Source organism: Gardnerella sp. DNF00753 (genome assembly GCF_049244275.1).
Taxonomy (GTDB): domain Bacteria; phylum Actinomycetota; class Actinomycetes; order Actinomycetales; family Bifidobacteriaceae; genus Bifidobacterium; species Bifidobacterium greenwoodii.
Genome location: NZ_CP058393.1, coordinates 921852 through 937627 on the forward strand (window position 1 = coordinate 921852; position 15776 = coordinate 937627).

Consider the following 15776-nt stretch of genomic DNA (forward strand, 5'->3'; position numbering starts at 1 on the left):
ACCAAGCAAATGCGCTAAGAAAAACGCGCGCGTCAAAAAACGCTAATCAAAATCTGCTTGCTAGAACCCCAAACGCTCAAGCTTCTTAGGGTCACTCTGCCATCCTTTTGCAACCTTCACATGCAATTCAAGCACAGCTTTCGTGCCAGTAATGCGATTTACAGACGTGCGCAAACGCTTCTTTACGCGCACTAAATGCTCCGCACGATGACCAATAATAATCGGCTTTTGCGAATCTCGCTCAACATAAACAGACACAAGCACATGCGCTTTGTTGTCTTCGTATTGAGTATCCTCGCCACCGCCCGGATACACAATATCGTCAACTACAACAGCTAAAGAATGAGGCAACTCGTCGTCCAATTCTTCCAAAAACGCACCGCGAATAAGCTCCGAAATCATGCTTTCGGGGCTTTCCTCGCTAAGCTGATCCGCCGGATACATTTGCGGACCTTCCGGCAAGTTTTGAATCAAAACATTCTTAACCTCGTCAACATTGTCTCGCTCCAACGCACTAACCGGCACAATATCCGTAAAATCAGCAAACTGTTGAATTTGAAGCAAATGCTCAACTAATTCACTACGGCTAAGCGTATCAATTTTCGTAACAATACCAATAAGCGGAACCTTCCAAGTCCAGTTGCCTTGCTCATCTTTTTTAGCAAAATCGGAGCGAAGACGGCTTAGTATTCGCCTATCTCCAGGTCCTATCTCCTGGTCCGCTGGAAGCAAAAATGCAATCGCGTCAACATCTGAAAGCGACTCGTCAACAATATCGTTCAAACGCTGACCAAGAAGCGTACGCGGACGGTGAATGCCTGGAGTATCAACCAAAACCATTTGCGCATTATCAGTAGTAACAATCCCTCGAATAGCTTTACGCGTAGTTTCCGGACGAGACGACGCAATAGCAATTTGCGTACCAATAAGGGCGTTCATAAGCGTAGATTTGCCAACGTTCGGCCTACCAACTACAGCTACGAATCCGGAACGGTAGCCATGAAAATCCGGAGTCGGAATCGTGGCTCTGGTTGAGGAGTCGAGATTTGCAAACATCTCGTCGTCAAAGTCATAAGTGTCGTCGAAATCATCAGTGTCGTCGAAATCATCGATATCATCGAAGTCATCAGTATCGTCAAAGTTGTTAATATTATTCACGTTATTCTTACCGTCCAGTTCTTTATTTCAGCATATTCGTTTGCTTCATATTACTTGCTTGCTTAAGCGTGTTAGTTTGCTTACTTTCCAGCGTTTGTGTGGAAATTTTTTCCGAAAGTTTTTCCGAAATCTTTTCAGATATTTTTTCCGAAAGTTTTGCCGCGCTGCTATTTTCAGACTGCTCGTCTTTAGGCTCTTCTAAGCCTTTAACATCGCGCTCAACCAAAATAGTTGAGACTTTCTTTCGTCTACCAGCAGAATCCACAGCAGTTAATTTTAAGCCTCTTGTAACCGCACTAGAACCCACAATCGGCACGTTACCAAGCAGCTTTGTAAGCAAACCAAACACGGTGTCCACATCATCTTCGTCAATATGAACTTCAAAAATATCCTCCAAATCCGCAATCGGCGTTCTAGCAGGCATCTTCCACACGCCATCGCTTACTTCTTCCGGATCCGCATGCTGCGTGCGATCATGCTCATCTTCCAGCTCGCCCACAATCTGCTCAATAGCATCCTCAATAGTAACCAAGCCTGCAATACCGCCATATTCGTCAACAACTACAGCAACATGTTGACGGATTCGCTGCATTTCGTGGAATAAATCGTCAACCGGCTTGGACTCCGGCACAAGCATAGGGTCTCGGCTAATAGTGTCAACAGCTCTAGAAGAAGCTGCAGGATTAAACACGGTAGCTCTTACTGCATCCTTCAAATAAGCAACGCCAACTAAATCGTCAACCGAATCTCCAATAACAGGAACTCTAGAAAATCCGGATCTTGAGCATAATTTCAGGAAATTTTCCAGCGTTTCGTCGCTTTTTACGCAAATCATATCGGTTCGAGGAACCATGATTTCGCGAGTCAAAGTGTCTGAAAGCGTAAGCACATTGCGCATCATTTCAGAAACTTCAGGGTCAAAATCATTCGCTTCAACAAGGCGATCAATACTCGCCTTCGCTTGGTCGAGCTGAATATCTTCCAAAGCCTCATCGTCTGAAAGATCAACATTCTTTTTTCTAGAAGTTACGTCCACATCGCTAGCAATATGCACCAGAGGATTAATCGCCATAGCAATAGAAACAATGCGAGAAAGTCTCATCAACTTTGCCACAGGCTGAGCAGCTCCCACAGAACGCGGGCGAACAAGCATAGAAATAACAGCAACAATCACCGAAACCACAACGCCAACAACCAAAGTAAGCCACATTGGAGCGCCGAAAAACGCTGAAACCGCAGCAATAATAACGCCGTCAAACACATTGCACAGAACGCGCACAAAAGCGCATGCGCTAGAAGTTGCATAACGGTCTGAAATAAGCTTTTTTACACGATGAATTCTTGCAATTCTACGCATACGCACTATTGCGCTTGTGTCATCATCGTGAGTTTGCGCTTCAATCATAAGATTGTTTAAGCTAGCTCGCGTAACCCTAGGCACTGCCCCTTCTGCAGCTGCCATTGCAAGAGACAGCCACACAAGAAGAATTGCAAGCAAAAGCAAAACGGCTAATCCTAGCCACACGTGCAACGGAAGTTCCGGTAACGATATATTTGTAAAAAATGCTTTAATATCTTCCATAATTATGCTCTTACATTTTACGACTGCTTGTTTATGCTTGTTTGTGCTTACTTCTGCTTATTTATGCTTACTTGCTTTTGTTATTTTTGCTGCCTTTTGAATCATGCTCAGCATCGTAACGTTCAAGCTCGTTCACAGCTCCTTCCGGAAGAGTCGCGTCATACAATTCCCCAGAACGTGCAGCGAAGAAAGTAAGCAAAAGCTGACGCTGCAAACCAAACATTTGCTTTTCTTCTTCCGGATTTGTGTGATCGTAACCAAGCAAATGCAGTATGCCGTGAATGGTTAAAAGCATCATCTCTTCCATTGTGCTATGCCCCGCCGCGAGCGCCTGCTGCTGAGCCACCCAAGGGCAAATCACCAAGTCTCCAAGCATGCCTTCGGAAACTTTTTCATCGCTTCCAGGAGTAAGCTCGTCCATTGGAAAACTCATAACATCTGTTGGACCTTCAAGGTTCATCCAGCGCTCGTGAAGGCAGGCAATTGGCTCAGGATCAACGAAAGTAATTGATAAATCTGACTGCGTGCTGACTTTCATCTGCTGCAACACCCACATGCCAAGATCGGAGAAGATTTTAGCGTCGATTCGCCACACGGTTTCGTTCATGACTTCAATGCTCATGATTATTTGTTATTCCTCTCGAAGTTTATTTTTTCAGGTGTTACTAGTTTAGATTTTGCACTAGCGCGCAATTTCGTAGAAGCAAGCTACTTTGTAAAAGCACGCGACTTTGTAAGATTGCGCTATTTTGTAAGCTTTACAAGCTGCCTTCCACAAGCTTTTCGCCAGTAAGCACATGTGCATGAACATGGAATACTGTTTGACCAGCTGCAAGACCAGTGTTAAAAACAAGCCTGTAGTCTCCATTAAACGCGTCGTTAGCAATATTTTGCGCAACACCAGCAATATGAGCTAAAGTTTCGGGAGCTTTACTAGCAAGCTCAGCAACATTCTTATAGTGATTGCGCGGCACAATCAGCACATGCACTTTTGCCTGCGGATTAATATCCTTAAAAGCGACTACCGAATCATCTTCATAAACGCGCGTGCTTGGAATTTCGCCTGCAATAATCTTGCAAAAAATGCAGTCTGGATCAGTATGGCTCGCAGCACCGTTCATAGTTGCATCGCTCATGGTTTCTCCCCTATTTTTTATTACGAAATAAAATTCATGCCAAAAGCCAAAAGCAATCGGCATACCACATACTATTTTACACAAACTTGCGCATTTTATTTATGATTTTTTCACTATTCGTAGCGGCCTAAAGCGCGCGAAAAAAGCGAAAGTGCCACAGGGCCTGCAGTAGATGCGCGCAAAATATTGCTACCCAAAACGCAGCTTTTAGCTCCAGCGTCAACAAACATCGAAACCTCGTCGTCACTAATTCCGCCTTCTGGACCAACAAGCACGTAAACAGTGCGCTCCTTGCCATCATCCAGGCAGCGCTCAGTAAGAGTGTTTACAGCTTGCTCGATTTGACTCCAGCAGTCGGTTGCATCCTGATGCAATACCACTACTAGGTTTCCGTAAACGCACGCACGCCTACATATTGCAACAATTTGCTTACTAGACACGCATTCTTGAAGCTCCGGCATAAAAGCTCTTCGAGACTGTTCGGTAGCAGATTGCAACACCTGATTCCAACGCTTATCAGTGCGACCAGGCTTCCACTTTGCGATTGAGCGGTCAGCGCACCAAGGAATAACTTCATCTACGCCAATTTGCGTAGCCATGTCGATTGCTTGCTCATCGTGGCCAGTTTTTGCTAAAGCCTGCACAAGCGCAAGACGCGTAGTGCGACGCGCTTCTCGAGTGAACGCATCGACGCGAACTAAACCATTTTCCGCATCCGTAACAGTTGCGTGAATTCGCAAGCCTTTGCCGTCAGAAAGTTGCAAAGAGTCACCCTCTAACAAGCGCATAGCGGATATTGCGTGGCGTTTTACGCTGGAAGGAAGCGTAAGAGTCCATCCTTCCTCAATCCCATCTGCAAGCACAGGAGCATTATCGTGGTCAGTATCTAGCAAAAATAAAGCGTCAGTCATAATCTAAAGCCTAACGTGAGGAGCAAGACAAACTTCAAAAACAATAATCAAGCTACAAGTTTTTGCGCTCGTTCACGAGTGCGGTAAGCTGCCAAATCTCTTCTCCAATGTCAATTCCGCGCGGACACTGCCTTGAGCACGCTCTAACCGACTGGCACGCACTAATTCCATCACTTCCGTCAATCAAATCTAGTCGACGCTCTGTTACATTGTCCCTAGAATCGTAAATAAAACGAGCCGCGTTAATCAAAGCAGCAGGCCCAATAAAAGCCTCGCCGCCGGCGTAGATTGGGCATATTCCTTCGCACGCACCGCACATAATGCAGTTACTTAAAAGCTCAAATTTTTGTAGCTCTTCAGGATGCTGCAAAAACTCAATAAGCTTAAGTTTCCCTTCGGCATTTCGCACAGAAACGTCTGATGCTTGCAAATATGGCTCTAAACGTTTTATTTGCGAAATCATAGGCGAAAGGTCACAAATAAGATCGCGCTGAACTGCAAATCCTGCTAACGGCGCAAGCTCAATAATGCCAAAACTTCCATTATTTTGAGCTGCAGTCTCTTTAGATTCTTTTTGTAGAATTGGCGATTTTGCTGAACTTTCGCCACTACTTGCAGCTCCAGTTTTTCTAAATCCGCGAGATTGCACGTTATTGGTTATTTCTGGACGAGCATTCGCGCCTATTGTTGCACTGCAAAGTAAAGTCGGCATGCCGTTTACGTTTACAGCATCCGACCCACAAACTCCGTGGCCGCAAGAGTAGCGAAAAGCCAAAGTTGGATCGATTGTACGCTTAATAGTTAACAGACAGTCAAGAATAGTATCCGTTGAATGAGCGCGCAAAACGTAATCTTGAACCCAATGCTTGCCTTGAATTCGTTTTATTGTTGTTGATAAAGATTCATCAGCATTATCATTTTCTGCAGAATCTACTTTTGCAAAAGGATTGCTACGCTTTTTTCGAGCAAAAGGACTTTCGTGACGTTTTCGCACGAGTTTAGTAGCGTCTTGCGGATTTTGCGTTTCTTCGCACGGCACAAAACGGGATATACGCAAAGTAACAAGCGCAGTGTTATCACCAAGCTCATTACTCATTGCAACCTCCAGTACGTACTGTTCTAGTTTGCCACAATACTTGCACAGAATTGGAAGCAGTTTAGTAATGTATTTACTTAGATGATCCAGATGCAATGCGCACGGCTTCTAGCGGATCGTCCGTAACAGCAAACAAATGCGGGTCAAGAGACGAAATTAATCCACGAGAAGTAACAGTTGACTGCAGCCAGTTAATCAAGCCCTTCCAATACTCAGTTCCAAACAGCACAACCGGCACGCGCGCAACCTTATGCGTTTGCACAAGAGTTAGAGCTTCAAACATCTCGTCCATTGTGCCAAATCCGCCAGGACACACAATAATTCCGGAAGAATACTTCATAAACATTGTTTTTCTAACGAAGAAGTATCTAAACTGCATTCCGAGATTAATCCACTTATTCAAACCCTGCTCGTGCGGAAGCTCAATACCCAAACCAACCGAAGTGCCACCAGCTTCTGCAGCACCGCGATTAGCAGCCTCCATAATGCCAGGGCCGCCGCCTGTAATAACAGCAAAACCGCGTTTTACAAGCTCCTTGCCCATAGTTAGCGCAGCCACATATTCCGGCTCGCCCTCTTTTATGCGCGCAGAGCCAAAAACGCTAACAGCAGGCCCTAATCCGGCAAGAGCGTCAAAACCGTCAACAAATTCGGCCTGAATTCGAAGCGCGCGCCAAGGGTCCGCACTTCGCCAATCCCACTTGTTATCTCGGTCTGCACCAACGCCTGCTGCAATCTGCTGACTTCTATCTTTACGAAGAAGTGTTTCGGTTGTGCTTTCTTTAGGAATCATAGATCCGCGCATAAGCACAGAACCGCGATGATACGTATTAGACCAAGGTGGAACTTCTGAAGAATAATCTTCCTGACTATTATTCATAACTACTCCCAAAAATAATCCTAAAAAATAATCCTAAAAAATAATCACAAAAGCTAATACTAAAGCTAATACTAAAAGTTAATCTTCAATATCGTCCAATTCTTCTTCCATATGCTTTGATTGCATAGAAAGCAAGAATCCCGAAACACCAGCCGCAACAATAGAAGCAACAAGAACACCAAAACGTGCCTCTGCAGACAAATCTGCGTCCGAATATGCAAGAGAAGCAATAAGTAGCGAAACTGTGAAACCAATACCGCACGCACAAGCAGTCGGAAGCAAATCAACTACACGCAAAGAGTCCGGAACTTTTAAGCCAAGTAAGCGCTTTGAAATCCAAGCAGTTACCATAATTCCCAAAGGTTTTCCAACAACCAGAGCAATAGTAATAGCAATAAGAATTGGAGACAAGAACAGCTCCCAAGTTAGCGTTTCAAAATGCACGCCGGTTGCAAAAAGCGCAAAAATAGGTAACGCTACTAAAGCAGATACAGGCTGAATTTTTTCGCGATAACGCTCAGCTCGCAAAGTTTTTTCTCCGTGAACTAGATGCGCAGGAGTGAGCAATCCTACCATTACGCCAGCTAAAGTTGGGTGCACTCCAGCTTCATACATCATTACCCATGCCACAACACCAACTAGCGCTACAAGAGGCCACGGAACATGTTTAAGACGCACTAAAGTAGTCCAAATAAGACCACACACAACAACGCCAACAAACCAGTACCACGCGTTTAGCGAAGAGAAGAACACTGCAATAAGCGCAATTCCAAGCAAATCGTCAACAGTTGCGAGAGTCATCAAAAATGCGCGCAAAGCATGAGGCAAAGTTTTAGCAAATAAGGCTAATACTGCAAGAGAAAAAGCAATATCGGTTGCAGTTGGAATAGCCCAACCGGCACGAACCATGTCTAACGAAGGTAAAGCGCCGGATGTAAGACGCATAATCTCCTGACCGGCGTGAAGCTCCGAAAATACGGTTACTGTTGCCACAAAAAGCAAAGGCGGAGCAACCATGCCACCAACTGCGCAAATCATTGGCATTGCGGCAGCACGAGGATCAGAAAGAGAACCAGCAATAAGCTCGTGCTTTAAATCTAAGCCAACAGAAAGGAAGAAAATAGTAAGCACGCCGTCTTGAACCCAATGGCTAATCGACATGTGAATATTAGTAAACGGAATACCAATATGAGTATGCGAAACAGCTTCAAATACTGGCGCGGTTAAAGGAATGTTTGCAAGCAATAAGCCAGTAAGAGCAAAACCAAGCATAATTAAGCCAGAAATTCGCTCATTATTTGCTATATTGCGTACTATTATCCAGCTGCGTCGTATCATGTTGTAAATATTTCCTCCCAAAGTCGTGCAAAACACATTAATTTTGCAGCACTTTTTAGTATAGCGGAAAGGGATAAACCAAGTAGCTGAGATAAAAAAAAAACGCGAGGCAAATGCTTCGCGTTTTGTTCGTGCGCCAGACAGGATTCGAACCTGCAACCTTCTGATCCGTAGTCAGATGCTCTAATCCGTTGGGCTACTGGCGCATGTTTTCCGTCCACAAGAACAACGCTCTCGTTTTCGGCAACTTGACTAATATACAACCATCACAAACAAAACACAAACCCCGGCGTGTCGACCGGGGTTTGCTTATCTTCTACAAAAACTACTCGCGATGCTCAAGAACTTTATCTACAAGACCGTAAGATTTAGCTTCTGGAGCAGTTAAGATTGTATCCACCTCAATATCTTTGCGAATACGCTCAACATCTTGACCGGTATGCTTAGCAAGAGTATTTTCTAACCATTCTCGCAATCGAAGCATTTCCTTAGCCTGAATCTCAATTTCAGTAGCCTTACCAAAATCTTGACCCATTGCAGGCTGATGAATAAGCACGCGCGCATTCGGCAAAATCATGCGCTTGCCATGAGCTCCAGCAGCAAGCAAAATTGCAGCAGCAGATGCAGCCTGACCCAAGCATACGGTTTGAACATCCGGGCCAATATACTGCATTGTGTCGTAAATAGCAGTCATTGCAGTCATAGAGCCGCCAGGAGAATTGATATACATCATAATGTCGCGTTCGCTATTCATGCTTTCCAACACCAGAAGCTGAGCCATAATATCGTCAGCAGAAGTGTCGTCAACCTGAACGCCCATAAAAATAATGCGATCTTCAAAAAGCTTCGTGTACGGATCATGCGTTTTTAAGCCGTACGGGGTTTGCTCACCAAACTGTGGCAAAACGTAGCGGTTAGTAATTCGCTGTGCTGAAGAAACGCCGCCAAAACCAGCCAAACGCTCAGCACGCGCAACAAACTTTGCTTCTTCACTTGCCATAAGTTACTCCTCACCTCGCATTGAAGCAGGAGTTGTTACGATTTTATCTACAAAACCATACTCCAACGCCTGTTTAGCAGTGAACCAGTGATCATATTCGTTATCTCGGTAGATTTCTTCTACGGTATGACCAGTCTGCTTAGCTGTTAATTCAGAAAGTGTTTTCTTCATATCCATAATCAGCTCAGCATTAATACGCACATCCGTAGCAGTACCACCAACGCCGCCAGAAGGCTGATGCATAAGCACGCGCGCATGAGACGTAATATAACGCTTACCAGGCGTTCCAGAACTAAGCAGGAACTGACCCATTGAAGCTGCCATGCCGACTGCAATAGTTGCAACATCTGGTTCGATTAGCTGCATAGTGTCGTAAATTGCCATACCCGCAGTAATAGAACCACCAGGCGAATTAATATACAACCAAATATCCTTCTTAGGATCTTGCGCCGCAAGCATCAGCATCTGAGCGCAGATAATATTAGCATTCTCGTCTTTTACTTCAGATCCCAACCAAATAATGCGATCTTTTAGCAACCGATTAAAAATAGAATCGGTTTGCGAAGACGCTTCCGCCTGTTCCATAACAGGAGAAGCTGTAAAAAGCTCAGTCACCTTATCTCCTTACCATAAACTTAAGTATTCCTAGATTATCGTGTGCGCGTGACCGTATAGAAAACATAGTATGCAGCGAATCAGCGAAATATTCTAGACTGAATTTTTACGAATCAATTCAGATAATTATTCAACTATTATACAGATTGATATAAAATGTTTAGTATATTTTTTATTAATGCAAATTCGCTCAAAGAGGAGAAGTCATGGATTCTAACAACTTGCCAAGCAACAATTACCCTCCGAATGCAGAAGCAAATAATAACAATCAGAGCAACGATTACCAAAATAATTGGAATCCAACAGACACTTACCCAAATAATGCTAATCAAACGGGCAGCTATCAAAACAACGAATATCAGAACAACACTTATCAAAACGACGGCTACCAAAATGACGGCTACCAAAATGGGTATCAGAACAATTCATACGTGAACAACGATTACCAAAATAATTGGAATCAAGAAAACACTTACCAAAACAACGACTATCAAAATAACGAATACCAAAATAACGGCTATCAAAATGATTGGTATCAAAACGACTACCAAAACGGATACCAAAACGGGTACCAAAACGGGTATGCAAATAGTTATATAAATAACGATAAATTATTAAAAACGTATAAAGATTTCCAGCAGCGAGCAATAAGCTTCGTAAATACGACACTAGCAGATGAGCATAAGAAAAGAATTGCTGTCATTGTTGCTGTTGTACTAGCAGTAATAGTTTTCGGCAGCTTAATTACGGGCACTTTTGGCAAACATTACAATTGTTCTGCAGAAAAAAGCGTCAATATTGAAGAATACGCAAATTGCCATCCATCAGACTTTGAAGAAAGAGGCGATAATGACGTATCCGCAACGTTTGACGCTAAGGGAGATAACCTCAATATAACTGTTAAATTCACAGATCGCGTACCTGACGATGCAATTCCAAAGGCCACTGCTACTTTTTCCGACAGACTCTTCCTTTCAAATCTGTTCCCAGTACTTGAAGAAGCTAAAAATAAGGTCAGCTCTCCAATACACTTGTATTACACTATTTTAAATGACGACGGCAGTGTTATTTATAAAGATGACTTCATCGATAACTAAACAATATTACAATATGCGCTTTTGCTACTAATTGAATTAGCAAAGGCGCATATTTTATTTGCGTCTAAAAATTCTTGGCAGCAGCGTTACACTTCGTGCAGCAGCGCAGGAAACAATCATCGGAACGATCATAATAAGCGGAACATTCACTAGTTGCGCCACAAGTAAAAGCGCAAACCATAATGATTTTCGGCTTGCAGCCAATAGACTTGCTGCGCCAAAAATAGCAGACAATATCAATACATTGGGCTGGTTTATAAGAACGCTTCCAATAGGAAGTTTCATACTTACAGCGCACACAACAAGCCCAATGCAAGCACCCGATGAAATACTAGGCTGCAGCACGCCGCCGGAAGCACCGTAGCGCAAAACAAGCAAAGTAGCAAGCATTTTAATCATTGCAAGAATCAGCAAAACAATCGTAATATTCGCACTAGCTGCCACATGCGGAAAGCTTGATACAGAAAAAGCAAGTTGAGCAAGCGACCTACCATTGCCCATAATATGCGGAAAACGGCAAGCTATAACACCAATAAGTAAGCCGGCTATTGGCATAAAACACAGCATTTTTACGCCGCGCAAAGCATGAGTGCGACACCAAATAATACCCAAGCGAAAAACACAACCAAATAAGCCACACACTACGCCAACAGCAACAGCTAAAACAAAAATTTGCCAAGAAATCGTGCAAGAAAATTGCGAAATATTGTAGTATTTGGAATGATGCAGTAAAAATCCTGCAACAAACGTGGCAACATAATTCATAACAAGAGCAAAAGGCAAGCAATACATGCGCTCCGATTGCGCAATATTTTTAACTACATTAACCGCTACAGGACCATTTTCGCGATTTAACCACGCGTAAAAACCAAGACCTTGAGTTTTACTAAGCAAACCTAATGCAAGCACAGTGCCAGCTAAAGGCGCGTGATACACTGCCGCCAATCCAGCTCCAGCAGCAGAAGCAATAAGTACGCGCTGAGTTTTGTAAGACACATGAAAAATGCGGCTGTAACGCTGAGCAATCATTGCAGCCAATTCTCGCGGAGCTACTTCCCTGCCTATTGAAATTCCAGAACCAACAATTCCGATTTGCAGCAAAACATGTGCAATAGTAGAAAAAATTGGCATAATGCTTCCGAAAACAGCTTGCGGAATAGTGACGATTCGAGGAGGATTCTCTCTTTTGCGCAAAAAATACCAAGCTATGCCGGCAATAGTCATTGAAATGGTTGTAGATAGCACGTAGCGATACCAAGGAAGCGCTGAAAATACAGTGTTTTCAGCAGATTCAATTGAGCCAAAAGCAAGGTATTGTACTGCGTAAAGAATAAGCGTAAGAACTGTTGCACCTAAGCCGGCAAGAATGCCTAGAACAACAGAAGCTGCTGCAAATCGCGCTACTCGAATTGCGAGATTAAGTAAACTGCCAAATCTTGAGCAAGATTCAGACTTAGTTTCAGAACTACTATCCATAACTTCTCGCAATTCTTAATAAAGTTAAGACCCGGCAGAAAAATAATTCCGCCAGGTCTTAGTTAAAGCCTTTACAAAGTAACTTAGAATTTAGTTAATTCTACTCTACTTCTACTTAGAAAGCTCGTCAGCAACAGCAGCAGCCTTAGTTGCGGCTTCTACGCTTTCGCTTTCTTCATCTTCCTCAGACAAGAATGCGCTCAAATCAAGAGCCTCGCCTTCAGAAACAAACTTTACAGCACGCATACCAGCAAGTAAGCCCTTAGAACGAGCAACTTCCTGAATAGCGGAACCAAGCTGACCGTTGTTCACGATTGCATTGATGAACTGGTTTGGATCCATGCCGTACTGCTGAGCAACAGAAATCAAGAAGTTAGTGACATCTGCCTGAGAAACGGATACATCCATCTGCTCAGCCAAAGCATCGAGAACCATCTGGTCGCGAATTTCCTTTTCTGCAGCCTTCTGAGCCTCATCCTTCTGCTTCTTAGTAGCCTTTTCAGGATCTGGGGTCATGCCCTTCAAATGCTCAGCAACAGCCTTGTCCAAAACACCCTTTGGCACAGGAATTTCAACTTCTTCCTGAAGCTTAACGAGGAATGCGTCACGAGCGTTGGTGGCCTGACGACCTTCAGCAGCCTGTTCGCAAGACTTGCGAATTTCTGCCTTCAATTCCTTCAAAGTGTCAAACTCGGAAGCTTCCTGAGCGAAGTCATCATCAAGCTTTGGCAATTCCTGAGTCTTTACGGAATTAACCTTAACCTTAATCTGAGCCTTTTCGCCCTTATGCTTGCCGGACTCAAGCTTGCCTTCAAAAGTGGTTTCTTCACCGGCAGAAAGGCTATCCAAAGCCTCATCCAAGCCGTCAAGCAAAACGCCGGAACCGATTTCGTAGCTAACGCCTTCCTGAGCGTCAACAACTTCATCGTTAATGCGAGCTTCCAAATCAATATTGGTGTAATCACCCTTAGTAGCTGGACGATCAACGCCAACCAAAGTTGCGAAACGCTGACGAAGAGCTTCCAAACGAGCCTTAACATCCTTGTCGGAAACCTTTGGCTTCTCAACTTCAATCTCAACGCCCTTGAACTTGTTCAGCTTGAACTCTGGACGACGCTCAACGGTCGCAACAAACTTAAGAGTTGCATCAGCTTCAGTAGACGTTGGAACTTCCTGAACGTCAAACTCTGGCTGATCCATTGGGTGAATCTTCTTTTCTTCCAAAGCATTGGAATAAAGCTCTGGTACAGCGGAATTAACGGCTTCACCAGCAACGGCTGCAAAACCGACACGCTGATCTACAATCTTGCCTGGCACATGACCCTTACGGAAACCTGGCACGTTAATTTGCTTTGCAATCTCCTTACGAGCCTCATCCAAGAATGGCTTGAAGTCTTCGAGATCTGCGGTGATAGTGAGCTTAACCTTAGTTGGCTCAAGATTCCTGACGCTGATTTTCACGCTTGCGCTCCTGAAATTACGTTTTCTACCTTCTGCCGTATGGCACAACCGTTACATGATAGCGCGAGTTACGGACTCAGCAATAAGTGCAACTTGCCATGGCCTAGCGCCTTGTTCCAAAAAGAAGGAATAAACGTCAACATCCGTAATATTTTCGCACCAACATAAGTTACGAATAATTTGCGGTTTAATAATGACTTCTACTGGAGTATGCGTGTCTTGCGAAATACTTGTAAGAACTGCTCTAATTCGTTGCAAACGCTCATATCTAGCGGGATGATGCTCTTTCCAATAGCGCATTGAGCGAGGAGCAGATTGCGCGTCTTGAGACTGCTGCAAACTTTTAGAATCTTTAAAATCGTCAGAATCATTATGCGCAATTTCCGAAAAATCATCCATGGCTGTTTCGCCAGATTTTGCACGATTAAGCGCTTTTTCAATAATATTCTTCCAAAGAGATGGCTTAATTTTGCGCTGAATTGGCGCGTAACGTTCAAACATTTTGTCTTGTTCGCTGCCTGTGTGAATGCGCACACGCTCGTTTAGTGAACGAATAGAACGAAAATCGCGAGCATTACGCGGCTTACGCTTTCCGGCTTCAATAATTGCCGAGTCAGAAAGCAAAAGATTAGGCGCAATATCGTATTTTTGAGCTAAAGCATCACGCTCTTGCCACAAGTCTTTTGCAATTATTAAGCCAACACGATCGTGCATAAGAACATTTATATGCGAAATTTTAAGCCACGGACGAGGATGAGGCGCTTTCTTTTGCGCACCCTTTATAAGCAAGTGCTTAAATTCTTCTTTAGCCCAATCCAATTTTCCTTGCTTTTTAAGTTCGCCGCGCATCACTTCTTCTAGTTCGATTAACAACTCAACGTCTAAAGCCGCGTAATTTCGCCAATCTCTAGGAAGAGGGCGGTAAGACCAGTCCGCTGCAGAATGTTCTTTTGCAAGAGTCAAACCCAAATAATATTCGGTTACAGAACTTAAACCAAAACGCTTTCTGCCAAGTAATTTAGCCGCGATTTCCGTATCAAATAAGTCACGCGGACGCAAACCAATGTCGAAAAATCCTGGCAAATCTTGCATAGAGTCGTGAATAATCCAAGGCGAATCCCATATTGCCTCGTTAAACTCATGCCAATCAACACCGAGATTTTTAAGAGCCACAGGATCAAGCAAACCAATTCCTGCACCCTTGCGTTTAAATTGAATCAACCAATCTTCATGATTGTAGCGAAAACCGGAAGCTCGCTCAGCGTCCGCAGCCAAAGGGCCAGAGCCCGCTGCCAATAAACTGCAATATTCTTTATATGCTTCAAGCGTATCAATGACTTCTGGAACACCGTCTCTAGGCTCTTTTAAGAGCTTTGGTTCCTCGTTCAAGTACGCCTCCCGATTGTACGCTTTACACAAATTCTTACACTTTTTGCAAAATATTCTGTACTTTTTGCAAAATATCCGTAAAAAATATTTAAGCCGTGTTATAGATTATGCATCTTTTAACACGGCTTCAACTTTCGCACACAACTACGACTATTCAAAAATAAAAAATCAAATAAATAACCAATCAAATAATCAATCTGTTTTATTGTTTGCTATTTCGTCAGTTATGCGCTTAACAAGTTTAGTTTTAAGGAATCTAGTAAGAGTAAACGCAACCACCGAAACCAAAATCGTTGGGATAACGTAGAGGGTATGTAAACCTAAATCTCTTATTGGGAAAGTGGCAAGTTCTGTAGCAATGGTTATAGCAATAGATATTATTGGCACTTCAATAAGAAGTTTCTCATCGAAAGCTGCAACGATATTGGTCGGCAGCAAGATTATAGGCAAAACAATTAAAATAATAATTGCTGTGCCAAAGCCAAACTGATCGTTACACCGCACAAAAATAGCTAACGCTAATGTAAAAGCTAATGCAATCCAACAACCTATTCTGCGCTTCATTGCGTATCCTTTCTCTAAAAAAGGTTATTTGCATATATTATACAAAATCCTTTAAAAAAAAAAAAAACAATAC

Annotated in this window: 14 protein-coding genes, 1 tRNA gene and 1 pseudogene; 1 reads left to right on the forward strand and 15 read right to left on the reverse strand. The window is 43.5% G+C overall.

What is annotated here, in order from left to right; translation table 11 throughout:
* Nucleotides 1–60: 60 nt before the first annotated feature.
* The 11 genes and pseudogenes from era to HXT33_RS03950 all read right to left on the reverse strand — a co-directional run bounded on the left by era (nt 61) and on the right by HXT33_RS03950 (nt 9716).
* On the reverse strand, nt 61–1056 hold the full coding sequence (gene era, locus HXT33_RS03900; RefSeq protein WP_421787596.1) for a GTPase Era: 996 nt from the start codon (nt 1054–1056) through the stop codon (nt 61–63).
* A 124-nt stretch (nt 1057–1180) separates the two neighbouring features.
* A complete protein-coding gene (locus tag HXT33_RS03905) occupies nt 1181–2740 on the reverse strand; it encodes a hemolysin family protein (protein WP_421786598.1) in 1560 nt (519 codons plus the stop codon).
* Between the two features lie 67 nt (nt 2741–2807).
* The gene (ybeY, locus tag HXT33_RS03910; protein ID WP_004135153.1) at nt 2808–3362 is read right to left on the reverse strand and encodes an rRNA maturation RNase YbeY; all 555 of its coding nucleotides are present in this window, start codon (nt 3360–3362) and stop codon (nt 2808–2810) included.
* A 136-nt stretch (nt 3363–3498) separates the two neighbouring features.
* A complete protein-coding gene (locus HXT33_RS03915) occupies nt 3499–3876 on the reverse strand; it encodes a histidine triad nucleotide-binding protein (protein ID WP_004135154.1) in 378 nt (125 codons plus the stop codon).
* A 113-nt stretch (nt 3877–3989) separates the two neighbouring features.
* The gene (locus HXT33_RS03920) at nt 3990–4787 is read right to left on the reverse strand and encodes a 16S rRNA (uracil(1498)-N(3))-methyltransferase (RefSeq protein WP_421786601.1); all 798 of its coding nucleotides are present in this window, start codon (nt 4785–4787) and stop codon (nt 3990–3992) included.
* A 52-nt stretch (nt 4788–4839) separates the two neighbouring features.
* Entirely contained in the window at nt 4840–5883 is a 1044-nt protein-coding gene (locus HXT33_RS03925) for a succinate dehydrogenase/fumarate reductase iron-sulfur subunit (RefSeq protein WP_421786602.1), read from the reverse strand.
* 73 nt (nt 5884–5956) lie between these two features.
* The gene (locus HXT33_RS03930; RefSeq protein WP_415700310.1) at nt 5957–6763 is read right to left on the reverse strand and encodes a TIGR00730 family Rossman fold protein; all 807 of its coding nucleotides are present in this window, start codon (nt 6761–6763) and stop codon (nt 5957–5959) included.
* Between the two features lie 99 nt (nt 6764–6862).
* Nucleotides 6863–8101, reverse strand: a pseudogene (locus HXT33_RS03935) (Na+/H+ antiporter NhaA); the annotation flags it as partial.
* 132 nt (nt 8102–8233) lie between these two features.
* Nucleotides 8234–8307: transfer RNA gene (locus HXT33_RS03940), tRNA-Arg, on the reverse strand.
* Nucleotides 8308–8426: 119 nt separating this feature from the next.
* Nucleotides 8427–9101, reverse strand: coding sequence for an ATP-dependent Clp protease proteolytic subunit (locus tag HXT33_RS03945; protein WP_004135168.1), 675 nt, complete (start codon nt 9099–9101; stop codon nt 8427–8429).
* A 3-nt stretch (nt 9102–9104) separates the two neighbouring features.
* Nucleotides 9105–9716, reverse strand: a complete 612-nt coding sequence (locus HXT33_RS03950) for an ATP-dependent Clp protease proteolytic subunit (protein ID WP_119521228.1) — start codon at nt 9714–9716, stop codon at nt 9105–9107.
* A gap of 206 nt (nt 9717–9922) precedes the next feature.
* Between HXT33_RS03950 and HXT33_RS03955 the strand changes: the two genes are divergently transcribed.
* Nucleotides 9923–10813, forward strand: a complete 891-nt coding sequence (locus HXT33_RS03955) for a hypothetical protein (RefSeq protein ID WP_415700307.1) — start codon at nt 9923–9925, stop codon at nt 10811–10813.
* Between the two features lie 54 nt (nt 10814–10867).
* Here HXT33_RS03955 and HXT33_RS03960 read toward each other — a convergent pair whose 3' ends face one another.
* From HXT33_RS03960 to HXT33_RS03975, 4 genes are all read right to left on the reverse strand, one after another.
* Nucleotides 10868–12289, reverse strand: coding sequence for a chloride channel protein (locus HXT33_RS03960; RefSeq protein ID WP_415700305.1), 1422 nt, complete (start codon nt 12287–12289; stop codon nt 10868–10870).
* Nucleotides 12290–12400: 111 nt separating this feature from the next.
* Nucleotides 12401–13750, reverse strand: a complete 1350-nt coding sequence (gene tig, locus HXT33_RS03965) for a trigger factor (protein ID WP_419389063.1) — start codon at nt 13748–13750, stop codon at nt 12401–12403.
* Between the two features lie 51 nt (nt 13751–13801).
* Nucleotides 13802–15139 carry an HRDC domain-containing protein gene (locus HXT33_RS03970; protein ID WP_421786606.1) on the reverse strand — a complete coding sequence of 446 codons (1338 nt, stop codon included), beginning with the start codon at nt 15137–15139 and terminating at the stop codon, nt 13802–13804.
* 192 nt (nt 15140–15331) lie between these two features.
* Complete coding sequence (locus HXT33_RS03975) at nt 15332–15703, reverse strand: hypothetical protein (protein ID WP_419389065.1); 372 nt, start codon at nt 15701–15703, stop codon at nt 15332–15334.
* Nucleotides 15704–15776: the final 73 nt, after the last annotated feature.

Excerpts from the sequence above, each read along its gene's own strand:
- HXT33_RS03920 (WP_421786601.1), bottom strand. The coding sequence starts at position 4,787 with ATGACTGACGCTTTATTTTTGCTAGATACTGACCACGATAATGCTCCT.
- HXT33_RS03975 (WP_419389065.1), bottom strand. The coding sequence starts at position 15,703 with ATGAAGCGCAGAATAGGTTGTTGGATTGCATTAGCTTTTACATTAGCG.
- HXT33_RS03930 (WP_415700310.1), bottom strand. The coding sequence starts at position 6,763 with ATGAATAATAGTCAGGAAGATTATTCTTCAGAAGTTCCACCTTGGTCT.
- HXT33_RS03960 (WP_415700305.1), bottom strand. The coding sequence starts at position 12,289 with ATGGATAGTAGTTCTGAAACTAAGTCTGAATCTTGCTCAAGATTTGGC.
- HXT33_RS03945 (WP_004135168.1), bottom strand. The coding sequence starts at position 9,101 with ATGGCAAGTGAAGAAGCAAAGTTTGTTGCGCGTGCTGAGCGTTTGGCT.
- ybeY (WP_004135153.1), bottom strand. The coding sequence starts at position 3,362 with ATGAGCATTGAAGTCATGAACGAAACCGTGTGGCGAATCGACGCTAAA.
- HXT33_RS03905 (WP_421786598.1), bottom strand. The coding sequence starts at position 2,740 with ATGGAAGATATTAAAGCATTTTTTACAAATATATCGTTACCGGAACTT.
- HXT33_RS03955 (WP_415700307.1), top strand. The coding sequence starts at position 9,923 with ATGGATTCTAACAACTTGCCAAGCAACAATTACCCTCCGAATGCAGAA.
- HXT33_RS03925 (WP_421786602.1), bottom strand. The coding sequence starts at position 5,883 with ATGAGTAATGAGCTTGGTGATAACACTGCGCTTGTTACTTTGCGTATA.
- HXT33_RS03915 (WP_004135154.1), bottom strand. The coding sequence starts at position 3,876 with ATGAGCGATGCAACTATGAACGGTGCTGCGAGCCATACTGATCCAGAC.
- era (WP_421787596.1), bottom strand. The coding sequence starts at position 1,056 with ATGTTTGCAAATCTCGACTCCTCAACCAGAGCCACGATTCCGACTCCG.